We start from the raw sequence: 16,069 nt of genomic DNA on the forward strand, positions 1-16,069 counted from the left end.
ACCTCCGGAAACTCCGGCGAACCCGGGCCCGCGGCGCGCGCGGGCCCCGGCTGCTCAGGCTTTGGGACGCTGGAGGCGGGCGACGAACTTGTAACGGTCCCCGCGGTAGACCGAGCGGACCCACTCCACCGGAGCCCCCTTCGCGTCGAAGGAGTGCCGGGAGAGCATCAGCATCGGCAGCCCGACGTCCGTCCCCAGCAGGCCCGCTTCGCGGGGGCTGGCGAGCGAGGTCTCGATCGTCTCCTCGGCCTCGGCCGGGCGCACTCCGTAGACCTCGGCCAGCGCGGTGTAGAGGGACGTGTACTTCGCCAGGCTGCGGCGGAGCGCGGGGAAGCGCCTGGCCGACAGATGCGTGGTCTCGATGGCCATCGGCTCGCCGCTCGCCAGCCGGAGCCGTTCGATCCGCAGCACCCGGTCCCCGGTGGCGATGTCGAGCAGCCCGGCGAGCCGGTCGTCCGCGGTGACGTAGCCGAGGTCGAGGAGCTGCGAAGCCGGCTCCAGGCCCTGGGCCCGCATGTCCTCGGTGTACGAGGTGAGCTGCAGGGCCTGCGAGACCTTGGGCTTGGCGACGAAGGTGCCCTTCCCCTGGATGCGTTCCAGCCGGCCCTCGACGACGAGTTCCTGGAGGGCCTGGCGCACGGTGGTGCGCGAGGTGTCGAACTCGGTGGCGAGCGTCCGCTCGGGCGGGACCGGGCTTCCCGGGGGGAGGGTCTCGGTCATCTCCAGCAAGTGGCGCTTGAGCCGGTAGTACTTCGGCACTCGTGGGGCGCGCCCGGCGCCCGCCGTGCCGTTCGGGCCGTTCTCGGCGCCCCCGTCGGTCTCCATCGTCAGCCTTCCCGACTCCTGGCCTGCTGCCGTCACCGGCTCCTCCGTACGTAGGGCTCACATCGTGGCACGGTCCGGCGTGCATGGTGCGCTGCCCCTGTGCGGCCGGAAGCTGCCGGTCCCGGTCGCCGGGGCCGACAGCCCTCCTTATACACCCTGGGATCCGCGCGGGGTTCCGGGCGGGAGAGCGGGACCCCCGGGTGTATTGGTCTAAACCAAACGAGGGTACCCTGATCGCGTCCGGCCCCGCCCGGAGCGGCCGCCGCGGAACGCCGCGTACGGCACCTCCGGTGGTCCCAGAGCTACGGGAGGCACCCCGCATGTCCGCCACGCAGCCGCTCCGGTACGGCGAACAGCCGGGCCGCATCATGGCCGGCGAGATCGCCGAACAGCCCGCCGTGCTCGCCCGGATCCTCGGCGAGGGCGCGGCCGCCATCCGCGAGACCGCCCGCCGGGTCGCCGCCCGCGGGCCGCGGTTCGCGCTGCTGACCGCCCGCGGCACCTCCGACAACGCGGCCCTCTACGCCAAGTACCTGCTGGAGATCCGCCGGGGCATGCCCTGCGGGCTCACCTCGATGTCCACGACCACGGCCTACGGGGCCCGGCCCGACCTCACGGACGTCCTGGTGATCGCCGTCAGCCAGTCGGGCGGCTCACCCGATCTGGTCGCCTCCACCGAAGCCGCCCGCGCGGGCGGCGCGGTCACCGTGGCGGTGACCAACAATCCCGCCTCCCCGCTCGCGGCGGTGGCGGAGTTCCACATCGACATCCTCGCGGGGTCCGAGAAGGCCCTGCCGGCGACGAAGACGTACACCGCCGAACTGCTGGCCCTCTACCTCTTCACCGAGGGCCTGGCCGGCGGGGACGGCGCGGCGGCCGGGGCGCTGCCGGAGCTGGCCCGGCAGGTCCTGGACCGGGCTCCGGAGGTCCGTACGCTGGCCGGCCGCTACCGCTTCGCCGAACGCATGGTCCTCACCTCCCGCGGCTACGGCTATCCGACCGCCAAGGAGGCCGCCCTCAAGCTCATGGAGACCAGCTACATCCCCGCCCTCTCCTACTCCGGCGCGGATCTGCTGCACGGCCCGCTCGCCATGGTCGACAACGTCTCGCCGGTGATCGCGATCGTGCCCGAGGGCCGGGGCGGCGAGGCCCTGCGGCCGGTGCTGGACCGGCTCCGGGACCGGGGCGCCGATCTCGTCGTGATCGGCAGCCGTGAGCAGGTGGAGGCGGCTTCCGCGGGCTTCGCCCTGCCGACCGCGCACCTCGCGGAGGAGGTGCAGCCGGTGCTGGAGATCCTGCCCCTGCAGATGCTCGCCCATGAGGTGACCATCGCCCGCGGGCAGGACCCGGACGCGCCCCGCGCGCTGGCGAAGGTCACCGAGACCCGGTGAGGAAGCCCTGGAAAGACCCGCGGGCCGCGGCGCCGGGACAGGACCCTCAACCTGTCCGGCACCGCAGCCCGGAGCTGTACCGGCCGGTGGTTCCACGGGGTGTGCGGTCCCCCGCGGCCGTTCCCGGCCGACCGGAGACCCGGACGCGGTCAGGGCAGTGAGCGCCCCGGGTCTCGTTTCCGCCCTCCTGTGCGGGGAGGGCAGAGGCTCTGTTCGTTCATCCCCGCCGGTCCATCTTGGCCCGGACCTCCGCCGGCTGTCCAAGCCCGCAGGTCCGGAGCCCGCCCGGGTAGGCTCGCGACTGTGCCGTCCATGAACGACCTCGTACGCCAGCACACCGCGCTCGGTGACTCCGACCTGGAGTGGCTCCATCTCCTGGTGTCGGAGTGGCAGCTGCTCTCCGACCTCTCCTTCGCCGACCTGGTGCTGTGGGTGCCCACCCGGGACGGGACCCGCTATGTGTCCGTCGCCCAGATGAGGCCCAATACCGGGCCCACGTCCTACCAGAACGACATGGTCGGGCATTTGGTTCCCCGGGGCCGCCGCCCGATGCTGGACGCCGCCCTCGACGAGGGCCGCATCGTGCGGGAGGGCGATCCCGAGTGGCGCGAGGAGGTCCCCGTCCGGGTCGAGTCCATCCCCGTCCGCCGGGAGGGGCGGGTCCTGGGGGTGATCGCGCGCAACACCAACCTGCTGACCGTCCGCACGCCCAGCCGGCTGGAGCTCACCTACCTCCAGAGCGCCTCCGACCTCGCCCAGATGATCGCCGCGGGCGCCTTCCCCTTCCAGGACCAGCAGGGCGACATGGACGTCTCACCGCGTGCGGGCGACGGCCTGATCCGGCTCGACGCCGACGGCATCGTCCAGTACGCCAGCCCCAACGCCCTCTCGGCCTACCACCGGCTGGGCCTGGCCGCCGACCTGGTCGGCCTCCATCTGGGCCGGGCCACGGCCGAACTGGCGCCCGCGCGAGGCCCGGTGGACGAGGCGGTGGCCAAGCTCGCGAGCGGCTGGGCGCCGCGCGACTTCGAGGTGGAGAGCGACCAGGGGGTCATTCAGCTGCGGTCCATCCCGCTGAAGCCCAAGGGCACCCGGATCGGTTCCCTGGTGCTCCTCCGCGACGTGACCGAACTGCGCCGCCGGGAGCGGGAGTTGCTCACCAAGGACGCGACCATCCGGGAGATCCACCACCGGGTGAAGAACAATCTGCAGACGGTGGCGGCGCTGCTGCGGCTCCAGGCCCGCCGCATGGACTCCGACCAGGGTCGGGAGGCCCTCGGGGAGGCCGTACGCCGGGTCGGCTCGATCGCCATCGTCCACGAGACCCTCTCCCAGAACCTCGACGAGCGGGTCGAGTTCGACGAGATCGCCGACCGGGTGCTGGCCATGGTGGCCGAGATCTCCCCGGGCCGGGTGGTCTGCCGCCGCACCGGCCGGTTCGGGATACTCGACGCGGACGTCGCCACTCCGCTGTCGATGGTGCTGACCGAAGTGGTGCAGAACGCCCTGGAGCACGGCTTCCCGCCGGGGGCTCCGGGGGACCGGGGCAAGCAGCAGGGCACGGTCGAGGTGTCGGCGGTGCGCGGCGGCGGCCGGGCCGATCCGCGGCTGCTGGTCACGGTCCAGGACGACGGCGCGGGCCTTCCGGCGGACTTCGACCTCCGCCGCACCGGCAACCTGGGTCTGCAGATCGTCCGGACGCTGGTCGAGGGCGAGTTGGGCGGCACCTTCGACCTGCGGCCGGTGCCGGAGGGCGGTACGAGGGCCCTGCTGGACATTCCGGTGCGGCCCGAGGGAGCCGAGCGGCGGAGTCTTCCGCTGCCGGGCCGGCTGTGAGCGGACCGGGACCCACCGGACGGCACGGCGCCGGGCTGCGGACCGGGGCGGCGGCATCCGGACGGCACTGAGCCCCGGCCGGGATCCGGCCGGGGCTCAAAGCTCTATGTGCAACGGGTACTGCGCGCTGCGACTCGGGGGGCGGGTGGTGCGTACCCGCTGGGATGACGTGGTGTCATCGGGAACACGCTCCGCCCGGGTGCAGGGGGGTCAGGCGCTCGCGTTGCGCGCCCGGTTGCGGGCGGCACGGCGCTTCATCGCGCGGCGCTCGTCCTCGCTGAGGCCACCCCACACGCCGGAGTCCTGGCCGGACTCCAGCGCCCACTGCAGGCACTGCTCCATGACGGGGCAGCGACGGCAGACGGCCTTGGCTTCCTCGATCTGCAGCAGCGCAGGACCGGTGTTGCCGATGGGGAAGAAGAGCTCGGGGTCTTCCTCGCGGCAAACGGCGCGGTGACGCCAGTCCATGGCTGCTCCATCTCCTTGTGATACTTGCTGAGTGCTTGTGAATGTGAACGCTTTCACGAATCCCCCCGCGACAGAAGGGGCCGACGACCAGTTCCCTGGTGCGGTCCCAGCGGGATTGAGGAGGGGGGTTCGGGCTCTCAAGGGGGCCGTGTGCGAGGCCGTCCCGATCGCCACGAAGAGACTCGCAAACCTCGGCTGCGGATACAACCCCTTCCGGAAAGTTTTTTTTGATTCCTTGGTGTCGCCTCGGTCACAGCCTCACTTCCAGGGGGTGGAAGATGGCCTAAACGTTCGAGTGAAAGGACTTTCTGCGGTTCCGCTCACACAATCACACGCAGTGCACGCCGTACGCCTGTGAACGTCACGCTGGAACGCAGTCCCAGGTGGTCACCGTCCATCTGGAACGGCAGTTTCACCTGCGAATGCAAGGTGAAGTCCGTCAGGTCGTGCAGTGACAGAGCGTGCTTGCCGTGCGGGCCCCGCTCGGGCGAGGACAGGAGCAGCTGGGTCCCGTAACGCGCCACCGCGGCAGCGGAGAGACTGCTCAGTCCGAGCACGTCCAGCGCGGTGTCGAACGTCGCCCCGGGGGCGGCGTAGACCGGACGATTGCCCAGGTAGGTCCAGGGAGCGGTATTGCAGACGACCGACAGCACCAACTCCCGTACGGGCGTGTGCCCCGGGCGTTCGAACGTAATCGTGCCGCGGCCCCGGTGCGGGTCGCCGAAGAACTGGCGGAGCACCTGGCGCACATACAGAGCGTGTGTCGAGCGCCGGCCTCTCTCGCGCTGCTGTTCGACTCGGCCGACGACTCCGGCGTCGAATCCGAAGCCCGCGGTGAAAGTGAACCAGCGCGCCGGAACCGCCTCGTCCACCGTTCCGGGAGTTCCCGAGGCGAGGCCCAGGCCGACCGTCCGTTCGTTTCCGTCACGCAATGCGTCCAGCAATGCACCGGTCGCTTCCACGGCGTCATTGGGAAGGCCCAGAGCGCGGGCGAACACATTGGTGGAACCACCCGGGACAACGGCGAGGCGGGGCAGCGCATCCGGGTCCGGACCGTGGTGCAGCAAGCCGTTCACGACCTCGTTGACGGTGCCGTCGCCGCCGAGCGCCACGACCAGTTCCACCTCGCCGCTCTCGGCCGCCCGCCGGGCGAGGTCGCGGGCATGTCCTCGGCGCTCCGTGGCCGCCACCTCCAGTTTGAGATCACTGGCCAGGGCGTGGATCAGGACATCCCGCGTGCGGGCGCTGGTGGTGGTGGCCGCCGGGTTGACCACGAGGAGGGCGCGCATGCCGTGCACATTACCTACCTGCCGGTATGCGGCACAGCCCGCACGGTGACCCGCACCGGACCGATGGAGGACGGCCGATACGCTGCTGAGGTGAGCAGCGAGCAGCGACCGTCCACTGACGCAACCCCTCCCGCCGGCCCCCGCCCGGCCCGGCTCTCCGCCGCAGCCGCCCTGTGCGCCGCCGAGGGCGCGGTGCTCGCCGGCTTCGGGGCCTATCTGCTCCTGATGGGGCTGGTCGGCGATCCGGCGAGCCCGCAGCAGGCCGAGACGGGAGGGCTGACCCTGCTGGCGCTGGCCGCCCTGCCCCTCGTCGCGGCCCGCGGGCTGCTGCTGCGGCGGCGCTGGAGCCGCGGGCCGGCCGTGATCACCCAGCTGATGGCCGTGCCGGTCGCCTGGACGCTGGTGGGCACCGGCGGCGCGATGACCGCCGCGGGGGCGGCGCTGGCCGCGGTGGCCGTCACCGTACTCGTGCTGCTGGTCAATCCGACGGCCACCGAGGCGCTGGGCATCGGCCCGCGGAACGAGGTGTGACGGCGCGGGGAGACGCTCTCGCCCCGGGCCGCCGCCCGGGCCCGCCGTCCTGGGGCCCGGCGGGGAATGCCCCGCCCGCACCGCGCGGGGACCCGTCCGCTCCGGTCACTCCTCGACGAGGAGCTTGTCCCGCAGCTGGGCCAGGGTGCGGGCGAGCAGCCGGGAGACGTGCATCTGCGAGATGCCGACCTCCTGCGCGATCTGCGACTGCGTCATATTGCCGAAGAAGCGCAGCAGCAGGATCTTCTTCTCCCGCGGCGGCAGCTCCTCCAGCAGGGGCTTGAGCGACTCGCGGTACTCCACGCCTTCCAGGGCGTCGTCCTCGGCGCCCAGGGTGTCGGCGACGGCCGGCGACTCCTCGTCGGTGTCCGGGACGTCCAGCGAGAGGGTGCTGTACGCGTTGGCGGACTCCAGGCCCTCCAGCACCTCCTCCTCGGAGATGCCGATCTGGACGGCCAGTTCGTGGACGGTGGGGGAGCGGCCGTGCCGCTGGGACAGCTCGGCGGTGGCCGTCGTCAGCGACAGCCGCAGTTCCTGGAGCCGGCGCGGAACCCGCACCGCCCAGCCCTTGTCGCGGAAGTGCCGCTTGATCTCGCCCACGACCGTCGGGGTGGCGTAGGTGGAGAACTCCACGCCCCGGTCGGGATCGAAGCGGTCCACCGATTTGATGAGGCCGATGGTGGCGACCTGGGTCAGGTCGTCCAGCGGCTCGCCGCGGTTGCGGAACCGCCGGGCCAGATGCTCCACCAGCGGCAGGTGCATCCGCACCAGGTGGTCGCGGAGCTCGGCGCGCTGCGGCGAGCCCTCGGGCAGGCCGCGCAGCTCGACGAAGAGCGCCCGGGCACCGCTGCGGTCGTGCGGATCGGGCTGCTCCCCGTGGGCGTATTCGTGCTCGCGCCCCGGGTGCCCGCCCCGGCCCTGTTCCTCCCGGGGCTCCTGCCGCTGCTCGTGCTGATGCTGGTCCATGTGGTCCGCCCGCTCTGCCTGTTGCTCGGGGATGGCCGCCCTGGGCACCGCCCCCGCCGAGCGCCTCTCGTCCTGCACCGGCCCACCCGCTCCCTCCGTCACGGCTGACCGGGACCCGCGCCGCGCTTCTTGTGCAGGCCGATGCTCACCGTGCGGTCCTCGGCGACCGTGGAGTCCACCTCGCCGGCGAGCGCGGAGAGCACCGTCCAGGCGAAGGTGTCGCGCTCCGGGGCGCGGCCGTCGGTCGTCGGGGCCGAGACGGTGACCCTCAGCGAATCCCCGACCAGGCGGAAGACGCAGCTGAGCACGGAACCCGGCACCGCCTGCTGCAGCAGGATCGCGCAGGCCTCGTCGACCGCGATGCGCAGATCCTCGATCTCGTCGAGGGTGAAGTCCAGTCGGGCGGCGAGGCCCGCCGTGGCCGTCCGCAGCACGGAAAGATAGGCACCCGCGGCGGGCAGCCGGACTTCCACGAAGTCCTGGTTCCCGGGCTCACCTGCGATGTGGGACACCCTCACCTCCAAGGTGACAAGCTCTTCGAGCTGATACGAGCGCCGGACCGCGCGCTTCGCGCGAGGGCGGAACCGGCGCAGCACATGGTTCGCCTGCGACGCTATCGTGATCTGTGGGCCGGTGTCGCCTGTGCGAGAGGCGCAGGGCACAGCGGGGCCGCCCTCCCACGGCCGGTCGGAGCCCGCGATCCGGTGAACGTCACTCATTGTAGGCATGTCTCTACGGACAGTGGCTAGGGGTGTGGCGGTTCCAATTCCGGGAATCCGGCCCCGAATTCACCCGGTGGAGGCGGGGGCGGACGTCGCCACTGGTCAGCCCGCTCCGGTGAGAACGGCGGCGAGCGTCGTGCCCCGGGGGAACGCGCCCTCTTCGGTCAGCGACAACAGTCCGTACAGCATCTTGGCGACGTACAGTGACTCCAGGATAACCCCGTGCCGGGCGGAGAAGTCCTCTGCGAACGCCCGGAGTTGCGGCGGCACCTTCGCGTAGCCGCCGCCGTGGAAGCGGTGCTCCACCCGCCAGTCGCCCCGGCGCCCGCCGAACGCGTCGTGCTGGAGGCGCTCCACCTCCCGGTCCAGAAAGCCGCCCTTCAGCGCCGCGAAGCCCAGCGCCCGCTGGCCGGGCGCCAGTCCCGCGGCCAGTCCCGCGAGGGTGCCGCCGGTGCCGCAGGGCACCGCCACCACGTCGGCCCGGCCCCGCAGTTCGCGGCCGAGGGCGGTGCAGCCGTGCACGGCGAGGGCGTTGCTGCCGCCCTCCGGCACGAGATGGAAGGGGCCGAACCGCTCCCGGAGGTCCGCGACGAACTCCGGAGCGGTCTTGCGCCGGTAGCCGGCCCGGTCGAGGAAGACCAGCCGCATCCCGTCGGCGGCGCAGCGCTCCAGGGACGGGTTCAGCGGGCGGTCCGCCAGCTCGTCCCCGCGGACGACACCGATGGTGGCTAGCCCCAGCAGCCGGCCGGCCGCGGCGGTGGCCCGCAGATGGTGGGAGTAGGCGCCGCCGAAGGTGAGCAGAGTGGTGTGGCCGTGCTCGGCGGCGGCGCGCAGATTCGGGGCGAGCTTGCGCCACTTGTTGCCGGGCAGCTCGGGATGGATGAGGTCGTCCCGCTTGAGCAGCAGCCGTACGCCGTGGCGCGCGAAACGCTCGTCCCCGGCCGGGCGCAGGGGTGAGGGCAGCCGGGGCCGCAGGGCGCCGGGCCCGGACGGGACACCGGGAGCACCGGGGGTGGGGACGGACACCGGACCATTGTGGCCCGGCGCCCCGGGGGGACGCGCAGGCGGGGGCGGCGGCCGGGTTCGCGGCGCCCGGTCCCGGCGGCGCCCGCGGGGCGTTCCCGGCGCGGGCGTGCGGGCTCCGGGGTCTTCGCGGCGCGGGCGTTCGCGCCCCCGGGCCGGGGGACGGGCCGCGCGGGCTCAGCCGCGGAGGACGCCGTCGCCGTGCGTCGCGATGTGCTGCTCCAGCGCCTCCATGGCCCGGCGGGTGGCCTCCGGGGAGCCGCCGCGGCGCTGCTCGGCGTAGTACGCCGCACCGAGTTTCTTCAGCAGGTCGGCCCCGGCGCGCTGGGTCTGCACCTCGTCGAGCTTCTGCTTGCCCTGTGTGAGCCCGCGCTGTGCCTGCTCCTTGGCGCGGTCCAGGAACCCTGCCATGTGCTGCCTCCTGCGATCGGTGCGGTGGGGCGGCCGGGCTGGTGCGCCGGCCCTCGCCCCGTCAACGCGGGGGCCGGGCGGGGGGTTCCCCTCGTCACCCGTACGGCGGAGTCAGGATCCGCCGCCCCTGGGCCTGTCGCGGCCCTGAATCCCCCACCCCTACACAGGAGATGACCTGCTCACGACCTTGTGCAACACCCTTAGGGGCAGTGGATGACCTGCCCCGCGTACGAGAGGTTGCCGCCGAAGCCGAAGAGCAGGACCGGGGCGCCCTGTTCGATCTCCCCGCGCTCCACCAGCTTGGACAGGGCCAGCGGGATGCTTGCCGCCGAGGTGTTGCCGGAGTCCACGACGTCCTTGGCGATCACGGCGTTGACCGCTCCCAGCCTCCGGGCGAGCGGCTCAATGATCCGCAGGTTCGCCTGGTGCGGCACCACCGCCGCCAGGTCCTCGGGCCGCACTCCGGCGCGCTCGCACACCCGGCGCGCGATCGGCGGCAGCTGGGTGGTGGCCCAGCGGTAGACGGCCTGCCCCTCCTGCGCGAAGCGGCTCGGGGTGCCCTCGATGCGCACGGCGCCGCCCATCTCGGGGACGGATCCCCAGACGACCGGACCGATGCCGGGCTCCGCCGCGGCGGCCACCACCGCGGCACCGGCGCCGTCGCCGGTCAGCACGCAGGTGGAGCGGTCCGTCCAGTCGGTCACATCGGTGAACTTCTCGGCTCCGATGACGAGCGCGGTACGGGCCGCGCCGGCCCGCACCGCGTGGTCCGCGGCGGCCAGGGCGTGGGTGAAGCCCGCGCAGACCACGTTGAGGTCCATGGTGGCGGGGGAGGGGAGGCCGAGCCGGGCGGCGACGCGGGCGGCCGTGTTGGGGCTGCGGTCGACGGCCGTGCAGGTGGCGACGAGGACCAGGTCCACCTCCGAGGCCGGCAGGCCGGAGCCCGCCAGCGCCTTGGCGGCCGCGGCGGCGGCCATGTGGTCCACGGTCTCGTCGGGACGCGCCACGTGGCGGGTGCGGATGCCGACCCGGCTGCGGATCCACGCGTCGTCCGTGTCGACCATGGCCGCGAGATCGTCGTTGGTCAGCACGGTGGCGGGCTGGTAGTGGCCGAGGGCCAGGACGCGCGAACCCGTCATGGGTGTCCCTTCGTCATCCGCCGGCGCCGGTCGGGTGCCGGTGCCGGGTGCGGTGGGCACCGCCCCACCATCCTGGGGGCGCGGACGCGGCGACCGGGTACGCGTTCGACCAAGGATCCGGGCGCAGAACTGGCGTGATCCGCCAGCGGGGCCGTCACTCAGGCGGAGACGCCGTGCCGGCGCAGGGCCTCGGCCAGCGTGGGAACGGGGCGGAAACGGTGGTCGAGGCCGGTCAGGCCCAGGATGCGCAGAATCCCGGGCCGGTCGCAGACGAGAGCGAGGCGCCCGCCCTGGGCGTGGACGCGGCGGTGGACGCGGCACAGCAGCCGCAGACCGGAGGCGTCGAGGAAGGTGACCGGGCCGAGGTCGATCACGAGCCGGGGCTCGGCGGCGGCGGTGGCCCGGTCGAGGTGCGGTGCGGTGTCGAGGGCCGCGGCGATGTCCATCTCGCCGCGGAGTTCCACGACCGTGCAGCCGCCCGTGCGGTAGGTGGCCATGTGCCGGCTGGGCTGCGGGGTCAGCTGACTCTCCTCTTCCGGGCCGTGCGCGGGGTCCTGCCGCCCGGTCCTCCGCGTGTGGCTGTGCGGTCTCCTCGGGCGGCGGGCGCTGCGTCCCCGGTCCGGCGGGCCGGCCCCGGTCGTACGGAAACCGCCGATCGGGCAACCGGGGTCCGTGCGGCCCGGGGCAAGGGGTGACGTACCGTCACCGTAGCGGCACAGCGTGGGAGGGTGAAACTGAAGAAACGGTCTTCGCCCCGGGAAGTGCATCCGTATAGGTGAATTTCCGCACTTGCCGTTGACGGGGACCCGGCGCTTCCCGCGTATCGCCCGTATCGCCCCGGGGCAGCCTGGAGCGGTTGCGCCCGAGGTCCTACCGTGACTGCCACCGGACTCTGGAGGCAGCAGAAGATGTCACTGATCCCCACCGCCGCACCGACCCCGGGCATACGCCGCGCCGGAGCGGACGACCGCACCTGGGTCGCCTCGCTCCTGGGCGAGGCGTTCATGAACGATCCGGTCAGCAGCTGGGTCTTCCCGGAGGCGGAGCAGCGGCGCGCGCTCCACCCCGCCTTCTTCGGCGTCTTCCTCGACGCCGCCCTGGAGGAGGGCTCCGTGGAGGTCACCGAGGACGGCTCCGCGGCCGCCCTCTGGCTGTCCGTCCCGGCCGTGGCCGAGGCGGACGTCCCGGCCGCGATCGCCGAGGACGAGCAGGCCGCGGCCCTGATGCGCGCGGTGAGCGACCCGGGCAACGAGCGGACGGAGATGGTCGGCCGGCTCACCGCCCGGGTGCACCCCCGGCACCGGGAGCACCGCTACCTGATGCTCATCGGGGTCGACCCCGGCCGGCAGGGGCAGGGGATCGGCAGCGCGCTCCTGGAGCCCGCGCTGCGCCACTGCGACAGCGCGGGCCTGCCCGCCTATCTGGAGGCCAGCAGCGCCCGCAGCCGTTCGCTGTACGAGCGCGAGGGCTTCGTCTTCACCGGTCGGACCGTCGATCTGCCGGACGGCCCGCCGATGTGGCCCATGTGGCGCGAGCCGCGGGGCTGAGCCGGGCGGGGCCCGGCGGACGGCCGCGGCTCTCCGCCGCCCCGGACGGGCGGAAAGCACCGCACCCGGTCCGCGGGGGCGCCGTGTTCGGCGCACCGCGGACCGGGTGCGGACGGGAGAACCGGGCGGCCGGACACCCGCGGACCGGCGCCCCCGGCGGTCAGGCCTTCTTGGTCTCCCAGAAGATCTTGTCGATCTCGGCGATGAGGTCGAGCAGCTTCTGGCCGGTCGCCGGGTCGGTCGAGGCCTTGGCGGCGCTCGCGGCCTTGAGGGCGTCGTTCACCAGCTGGTGCAGCTGCGGGTACTTCTCGAAGTGCGGCGGCTTGAAGTAGTCGCTCCACAGCACGGAGATGTGGTGCTTGGCCAGCTCCGCGCGCTCCTCCTTGATGACGGTGGCGCGGGTGCGGTAGTGGGGGTCGTCGTTGGCCTGGTACTTCTCCTGGATGGCCTTGACGGACTCGGCCTCGACGCGGGCCTGGGCCGGGTCGTACACGCCGCAGGGCAGGTCGCAGTGGGCGCTGACCTTGACCGTCGGGGCGAACAGGCGGGAGAGCATGTAGCTGTCCTTCCTCGTGATCGTCTTCTCAGGTGGGACATTACTCCGTGAAGATGGCCATGTGGCGAGTGCCCCAGCGGGCTTGGGACAAAAGTCCGAGTGAGGGCGCAACTCGCGGAGGAACGGACCGGGAGGTGCCGGATGCCCGATGCCGGTCGGCGGCGGGGATACGAACACGGGTGCGAGCCGGGGCCGGCGCCGTGCCCGTCGGACGCCGGGGAGCACCGGCCGCTGCTCCCGTACGGGCTCGCCGAGGTCGTCGGCCCGTCGATGCTGCCGGCTCTGCGGCCGGGAGACCGGCTGGTCGTCCGGTACGGGGCGCCGGTGCGGCCGGGGGACGTGGTGGTGCTGCGCCATCCGATGCAGCAGGACCTGCTCATCGTGAAGCGGGCGGCGGAGCGGCGCGGGGGCGGCTGGTGGGTGCTCGGGGACAATCCGGCCGCGGAGAGCGACAGCCGCGAGTTCGGCGTGGTTCCCGACGGACTCGTGCTGGCGCGGGCCCGCTTGCGGCTGCGTCCGCCGCGCATGGTGCGGGCTCAGCGGTCGGCGGCCGCGCTGCTGTCGTGGACGGCCTCGGCGGTGCGGCCGGTGCCGTCCGGGCGGCGGCCGGCCCCGGGGCCCGTACGCGCACTCTCCAGGCGTTTGCGGGCCCGGTAGGCGGCCACGTTCGCGCGGGTCGCGCAGCGGTCCGAGCAGTACCGCCGGGAGCGGTTGGTCGAGGTGTCCAGATAGGCGTTGCGGCAGGGAGCGGCCCGGCAGAGGCCCAGCCGGTCGGCGCCGTGCTCGGTGAGGTGGAACGCCAGGCCCACGGAGGCCGTGGCGGTGTAGTCGGCGGTGGCATTGGCCGCGTGGTCGGCGATGTGCAGATGCCAGTCGGGACGGCCGTCCGCGCCGCGCGGGGCGTGCCCGGAGATCTGCGGGCTGACGGGGAACTCCATCAGCAGGGCGTTGAGGAGGCCCACCGCCAGCGCCTCGTCCCCCGCGTCCGCCGCCTCGAAGACCGCGCGGAACCGGGCCCGCACCGACCTCAGCCGGGTGACGTCCGCCTCGTTCGCGCGGCGCGCCGTCTGGCGGCCGGGGCCGAGCAGCGCGCGGACCGCCTCGACGGAGGTGAGCCCGTCCGTGCCGCGGCCCGGTTCCTCGGTGTTGACCAGGCGCACCGCGAAATCCGAGTAGGAGGCCAGTTCCACGGGGTTCCCTAACGGTTGGAGGCGGATCGGGTGGGCTGGACGGGCGGGGGCCGGTGCGCCGGCGGCGCGGTGCCCCCGCGGCGGCCGGGCTCGGCCCCGTCCCCGCCGCGGCCCTGCGGGCGGCCGTGACGGGGGCCGCTGCTCCGCGGCCGTGGCCGGTCGGTCCGGGGTACGGGGTACGGGGTACGGGGTACGGGAAGTATCACGGACCCGCGCGCTCCGGCGGTCACGGCGCCTTCCCGGATCGCGGGCGGCGGTGAGGGCGGGGCATGGCCGGGGCAGCCGGCCGGAGACGCCCGGAGGCGGTACGGCCTTCTCGCCCGTACCGCCTCCGTCCGCTGTCCGCACTCCCCTGGAGCCCCTGCTCAGAGCACCTTGGAGAGGAAGGACTTGGTGCGCTCGTGCTGCGGGTTGGTCAGGACGTCGCGCGGGTTGCCGGACTCCACCACCACACCGTCGTCCATGAAGACGATCGAGTCACCCACCTCGCGGGCGAAGCCCATCTCATGGGTGACGACGACCATCGTCATGCCCTCCTCGGCCAGTCCCCGCATGACGTCGAGGACCTCGCCGACCAGCTCCGGGTCGAGCGCCGAGGTGGGCTCGTCGAAGAGCATCAGCTTGGGCTCCATGGCGAGCGCCCGGGCGATCGCCACCCGCTGCTGCTGGCCGCCGGAGAGCTGGGAGGGGTAGTTGCCCGTCTTGTCGCCCAGGCCGACCCGGTCGAGGAGCTTGCGCGCCCGCTCGCGGGCGACCGCCTTGGACTCCCGCTTGACCTGGACGGGCGCCTCCATGACGTTCTCCAGCGCCGTCATGTGCGGAAAGAGGTTGAAGCGCTGGAAGACCATGCCGATGTCGCGGCGCTGGGCGGCGACCTCGCGCTCCTTGAGCTCGTAGAGCTTGTCGCCCTTCTGGCGGTAGCCGACCAGCCGGCCGTCGACGTAGAGGCGGCCCGCGTTGATCTGCTCCAGGTGGTTGATGCAGCGCAGGAAGGTGGACTTGCCGGAGCCGGACGGGCCGACGAGGCAGAAGACCTCGCGCGGCGCCACCTCCAGGTCGATGCCCTTGAGGACGTGGGTGTGCCCGAAGGACTTGTGCACCTGCTCGGCCTTGACCATCGGGTGCTTGCTCACGGCGGTGCTCATACGGTGGTACCCCCCACCCGGCTCGGAGTGCGGAAGGAGCCCAGGTTCTTCCTGATCTTCTGCAGCGGCGTGGGCGGCAGGCTGCGGGTCGACCCGCGCTGGAAGTACCGCTCCAGGTAGTACTGGCCGATGCTGAAGACCGTGGTCAGGGCCAGGTACCAGAGGGTGGCGACGAGCAGCAGCTCCATCACCGCGAGGTTGCGGGAGTAGATGGTGCTGGCCTCCTTGAGCAGCTCCGGGTACTGGATGGCGAACGCCAGCGACGAGGTCTTGAGCATGTTGATGAACTCGTTGCCGGTCGGCGGGATGATCACGCGCATGGCCTGCGGCAGCACGATCCGCCGCATGGTGCGGGGGCCGGTCATGCCGAGGGCGTGGGCCGCCTCGGTCTGGCCCTCGTCCACCGACTGGATGCCCGCGCGGCTGATCTCGGCCATGTAGGCGGCCTCGTTGAGGCCCAGGCCCAGCAGCGCGGCGAGGAACGGCGTCATGACGTCGTTCATCTCGTCGCGGTAGAAGCCGAGGTTCAGCAGCGGGAAGACCAGCGCGAGGTTGTACCAGAGCAGGAGCTGGACCAGGACGGGCGTGCCGCGGAAGAACCAGATGTAGCCCCAGGCGACGGAGGACATCACGGGGTTCTTCGACAGGCGCATCACCGCGAGGAGAGTGCCGAGCACGACGCCGAGGAGCATCGCCAGCACGGTGATCTTCAGGGTGTTCCAGGCGCCGGACATGATGGTCCGGTAGGTGAGGTAGTCCGGGACCGTGGGCCAGTGGATCTCGGCGTTCGCGAACGCGAGGCCGAGCAGGACGAGCAGACCCAGCACGATCGCGGCGCTGATCCAGCGGCCGTAGTGGCGTACGGGGATGGCCTTGACGGCCTGGGGCGGGACCGGGGAACCGGCGGTGGCCGGGCCGGAGCCGGAGCCGGCGGTGTCGTCCTTGGATATCGACACCGCCGGGCCCGGCCCCTTGTCATGGGGTTCTGACACGGGGAATTACCTTTACTGGGGAGCTGTGCTGGTCCGGA

At 72.7% G+C, this 16,069-nt stretch carries 17 protein-coding genes and 1 pseudogene; 5 read left to right on the forward strand and 13 right to left on the reverse strand.

Features of this window, described 5'->3' with window-relative positions; genetic code table 11:
* Window positions 1-54: 54 nt before the first annotated feature.
* Window positions 55-825, reverse strand: coding sequence for a GntR family transcriptional regulator (locus KBZ10_RS05155; protein WP_210986439.1), 771 nt, complete (start codon window positions 823-825; stop codon window positions 55-57).
* A 320-nt stretch (window positions 826-1,145) separates the two neighbouring features.
* On the opposite strand from KBZ10_RS05155, the gene KBZ10_RS05160 reads away from it, so the two are divergent.
* Together KBZ10_RS05160 and KBZ10_RS05165 are read left to right on the forward strand one after the other, a co-directional pair.
* Window positions 1,146-2,216 carry an SIS domain-containing protein gene (locus KBZ10_RS05160; protein WP_210986280.1) on the forward strand — a complete coding sequence of 357 codons (1,071 nt, stop codon included), beginning with the start codon at window positions 1,146-1,148 and terminating at the stop codon, window positions 2,214-2,216.
* A 312-nt stretch (window positions 2,217-2,528) separates the two neighbouring features.
* On the forward strand, window positions 2,529-4,052 hold the full coding sequence (locus KBZ10_RS05165) for a PAS domain-containing sensor histidine kinase (protein WP_210986281.1): 1,524 nt from the start codon (window positions 2,529-2,531) through the stop codon (window positions 4,050-4,052).
* 210 nt (window positions 4,053-4,262) lie between these two features.
* Here the strand turns inward: KBZ10_RS05165 and KBZ10_RS05170 are convergent, their stop codons facing one another.
* Both KBZ10_RS05170 and KBZ10_RS05175 read right to left on the reverse strand, forming a co-directional pair.
* Window positions 4,263-4,520: a WhiB family transcriptional regulator gene (locus tag KBZ10_RS05170; RefSeq protein ID WP_003983230.1), complete on the reverse strand. Its 258-nt coding sequence runs from the start codon at window positions 4,518-4,520 to the stop codon at window positions 4,263-4,265.
* A 320-nt stretch (window positions 4,521-4,840) separates the two neighbouring features.
* Window positions 4,841-5,809, reverse strand: a complete 969-nt coding sequence (locus KBZ10_RS05175) for a diacylglycerol kinase family protein (RefSeq protein WP_210986282.1) — start codon at window positions 5,807-5,809, stop codon at window positions 4,841-4,843.
* Window positions 5,810-5,872: 63 nt separating this feature from the next.
* Between KBZ10_RS05175 and KBZ10_RS05180 the strand changes: the two genes are divergently transcribed.
* Window positions 5,873-6,340 (forward strand): hypothetical protein, encoded by a 468-nt coding sequence (locus KBZ10_RS05180; RefSeq protein WP_210986440.1) that lies wholly within the window; start codon window positions 5,873-5,875, stop codon window positions 6,338-6,340.
* 105 nt (window positions 6,341-6,445) lie between these two features.
* On the opposite strand, the gene KBZ10_RS05185 is transcribed toward KBZ10_RS05180, so the two are convergent.
* From KBZ10_RS05185 to KBZ10_RS05210, 6 genes are all read right to left on the reverse strand, one after another.
* Window positions 6,446-7,516 (reverse strand): RNA polymerase sigma factor SigF, encoded by a 1,071-nt coding sequence (locus KBZ10_RS05185; RefSeq protein ID WP_374223311.1) that lies wholly within the window; start codon window positions 7,514-7,516, stop codon window positions 6,446-6,448.
* Entirely contained in the window at window positions 7,405-7,818 is a 414-nt protein-coding gene (locus tag KBZ10_RS05190) for an anti-sigma regulatory factor (protein ID WP_019710113.1), read from the reverse strand. Before KBZ10_RS05190 ends, KBZ10_RS05185 begins: the two co-directional genes overlap by 112 nt.
* 312 nt (window positions 7,819-8,130) lie before the next feature.
* On the reverse strand, window positions 8,131-9,054 hold the full coding sequence (locus tag KBZ10_RS05195; RefSeq protein ID WP_210986284.1) for a 1-aminocyclopropane-1-carboxylate deaminase/D-cysteine desulfhydrase: 924 nt from the start codon (window positions 9,052-9,054) through the stop codon (window positions 8,131-8,133).
* A 174-nt stretch (window positions 9,055-9,228) separates the two neighbouring features.
* Complete coding sequence (locus tag KBZ10_RS05200) at window positions 9,229-9,462, reverse strand: hypothetical protein (RefSeq protein WP_210986285.1); 234 nt, start codon at window positions 9,460-9,462, stop codon at window positions 9,229-9,231.
* A 200-nt stretch (window positions 9,463-9,662) separates the two neighbouring features.
* Window positions 9,663-10,601: a beta-ketoacyl-ACP synthase III gene (locus KBZ10_RS05205; protein WP_210986286.1), complete on the reverse strand. Its 939-nt coding sequence runs from the start codon at window positions 10,599-10,601 to the stop codon at window positions 9,663-9,665.
* A 158-nt stretch (window positions 10,602-10,759) separates the two neighbouring features.
* Window positions 10,760-11,098 carry an STAS domain-containing protein gene (locus tag KBZ10_RS05210; RefSeq protein WP_210986287.1) on the reverse strand — a complete coding sequence of 113 codons (339 nt, stop codon included), beginning with the start codon at window positions 11,096-11,098 and terminating at the stop codon, window positions 10,760-10,762.
* 411 nt (window positions 11,099-11,509) lie between these two features.
* On the opposite strand from KBZ10_RS05210, the gene KBZ10_RS05215 reads away from it, so the two are divergent.
* Window positions 11,510-12,148, forward strand: a complete 639-nt coding sequence (locus KBZ10_RS05215) for an N-acetyltransferase (RefSeq protein WP_210986441.1) — start codon at window positions 11,510-11,512, stop codon at window positions 12,146-12,148.
* Between the two features lie 160 nt (window positions 12,149-12,308).
* Here KBZ10_RS05215 and sodN read toward each other — a convergent pair whose 3' ends face one another.
* A complete protein-coding gene (gene sodN / locus KBZ10_RS05220; RefSeq protein WP_030545080.1) occupies window positions 12,309-12,704 on the reverse strand; it encodes a superoxide dismutase, Ni in 396 nt (131 codons plus the stop codon).
* Window positions 12,705-12,845: 141 nt separating this feature from the next.
* Between sodN and sodX the strand changes: the two genes are divergently transcribed.
* Window positions 12,846-13,361 carry a nickel-type superoxide dismutase maturation protease gene (gene sodX, locus KBZ10_RS29155; RefSeq protein ID WP_282107774.1) on the forward strand — a complete coding sequence of 172 codons (516 nt, stop codon included), beginning with the start codon at window positions 12,846-12,848 and terminating at the stop codon, window positions 13,359-13,361.
* A gap of 44 nt (window positions 13,362-13,405) precedes the next feature.
* Here the strand turns inward: sodX and KBZ10_RS30240 are convergent.
* The 3 genes and pseudogenes from KBZ10_RS30240 to KBZ10_RS05235 all read right to left on the reverse strand — a co-directional run.
* Window positions 13,406-14,242: pseudogene (locus KBZ10_RS30240) on the reverse strand (ABATE domain-containing protein); the annotation flags it as partial.
* A gap of 17 nt (window positions 14,243-14,259) precedes the next feature.
* Entirely contained in the window at window positions 14,260-15,039 is a 780-nt protein-coding gene (locus KBZ10_RS05230; protein ID WP_019710105.1) for an amino acid ABC transporter ATP-binding protein, read from the reverse strand.
* A complete protein-coding gene (locus KBZ10_RS05235; RefSeq protein ID WP_374223308.1) occupies window positions 15,036-16,031 on the reverse strand; it encodes an amino acid ABC transporter permease in 996 nt (331 codons plus the stop codon). Before KBZ10_RS05235 ends, KBZ10_RS05230 begins: the two co-directional genes overlap by 4 nt.
* Window positions 16,032-16,069 lie beyond the last annotated feature (38 nt).

The sequence above is a fragment of the Streptomyces sp. F63 genome (assembly GCF_018070345.1).
GTDB lineage: Bacteria > Actinomycetota > Actinomycetes > Streptomycetales > Streptomycetaceae > Streptomyces.

What these genes read in the sequence shown, in the direction of transcription:
- KBZ10_RS05155 (WP_210986439.1), bottom strand. Translation starts at nt 825, where the DNA reads ATGGAGACCGACGGGGGCGCCGAGAACGGCCCGAACGGCACGGCGGGC.
- KBZ10_RS05160 (WP_210986280.1), top strand. Translation starts at nt 1,146, where the DNA reads ATGTCCGCCACGCAGCCGCTCCGGTACGGCGAACAGCCGGGCCGCATC.
- KBZ10_RS05165 (WP_210986281.1), top strand. Translation starts at nt 2,529, where the DNA reads ATGAACGACCTCGTACGCCAGCACACCGCGCTCGGTGACTCCGACCTG.
- KBZ10_RS05170 (WP_003983230.1), bottom strand. Translation starts at nt 4,520, where the DNA reads ATGGACTGGCGTCACCGCGCCGTTTGCCGCGAGGAAGACCCCGAGCTC.
- KBZ10_RS05175 (WP_210986282.1), bottom strand. Translation starts at nt 5,809, where the DNA reads ATGCGCGCCCTCCTCGTGGTCAACCCGGCGGCCACCACCACCAGCGCC.
- KBZ10_RS05180 (WP_210986440.1), top strand. Translation starts at nt 5,873, where the DNA reads ATGGAGGACGGCCGATACGCTGCTGAGGTGAGCAGCGAGCAGCGACCG.
- KBZ10_RS05200 (WP_210986285.1), bottom strand. Translation starts at nt 9,462, where the DNA reads ATGGCAGGGTTCCTGGACCGCGCCAAGGAGCAGGCACAGCGCGGGCTC.
- KBZ10_RS05205 (WP_210986286.1), bottom strand. Translation starts at nt 10,601, where the DNA reads ATGACGGGTTCGCGCGTCCTGGCCCTCGGCCACTACCAGCCCGCCACC.
- KBZ10_RS05210 (WP_210986287.1), bottom strand. Translation starts at nt 11,098, where the DNA reads ATGGCCACCTACCGCACGGGCGGCTGCACGGTCGTGGAACTCCGCGGC.
- KBZ10_RS05215 (WP_210986441.1), top strand. Translation starts at nt 11,510, where the DNA reads ATGTCACTGATCCCCACCGCCGCACCGACCCCGGGCATACGCCGCGCC.
- sodN (WP_030545080.1), bottom strand. Translation starts at nt 12,704, where the DNA reads ATGCTCTCCCGCCTGTTCGCCCCGACGGTCAAGGTCAGCGCCCACTGC.
- sodX (WP_282107774.1), top strand. Translation starts at nt 12,846, where the DNA reads ATGCCCGATGCCGGTCGGCGGCGGGGATACGAACACGGGTGCGAGCCG.
- KBZ10_RS05230 (WP_019710105.1), bottom strand. Translation starts at nt 15,039, where the DNA reads ATGAGCACCGCCGTGAGCAAGCACCCGATGGTCAAGGCCGAGCAGGTG.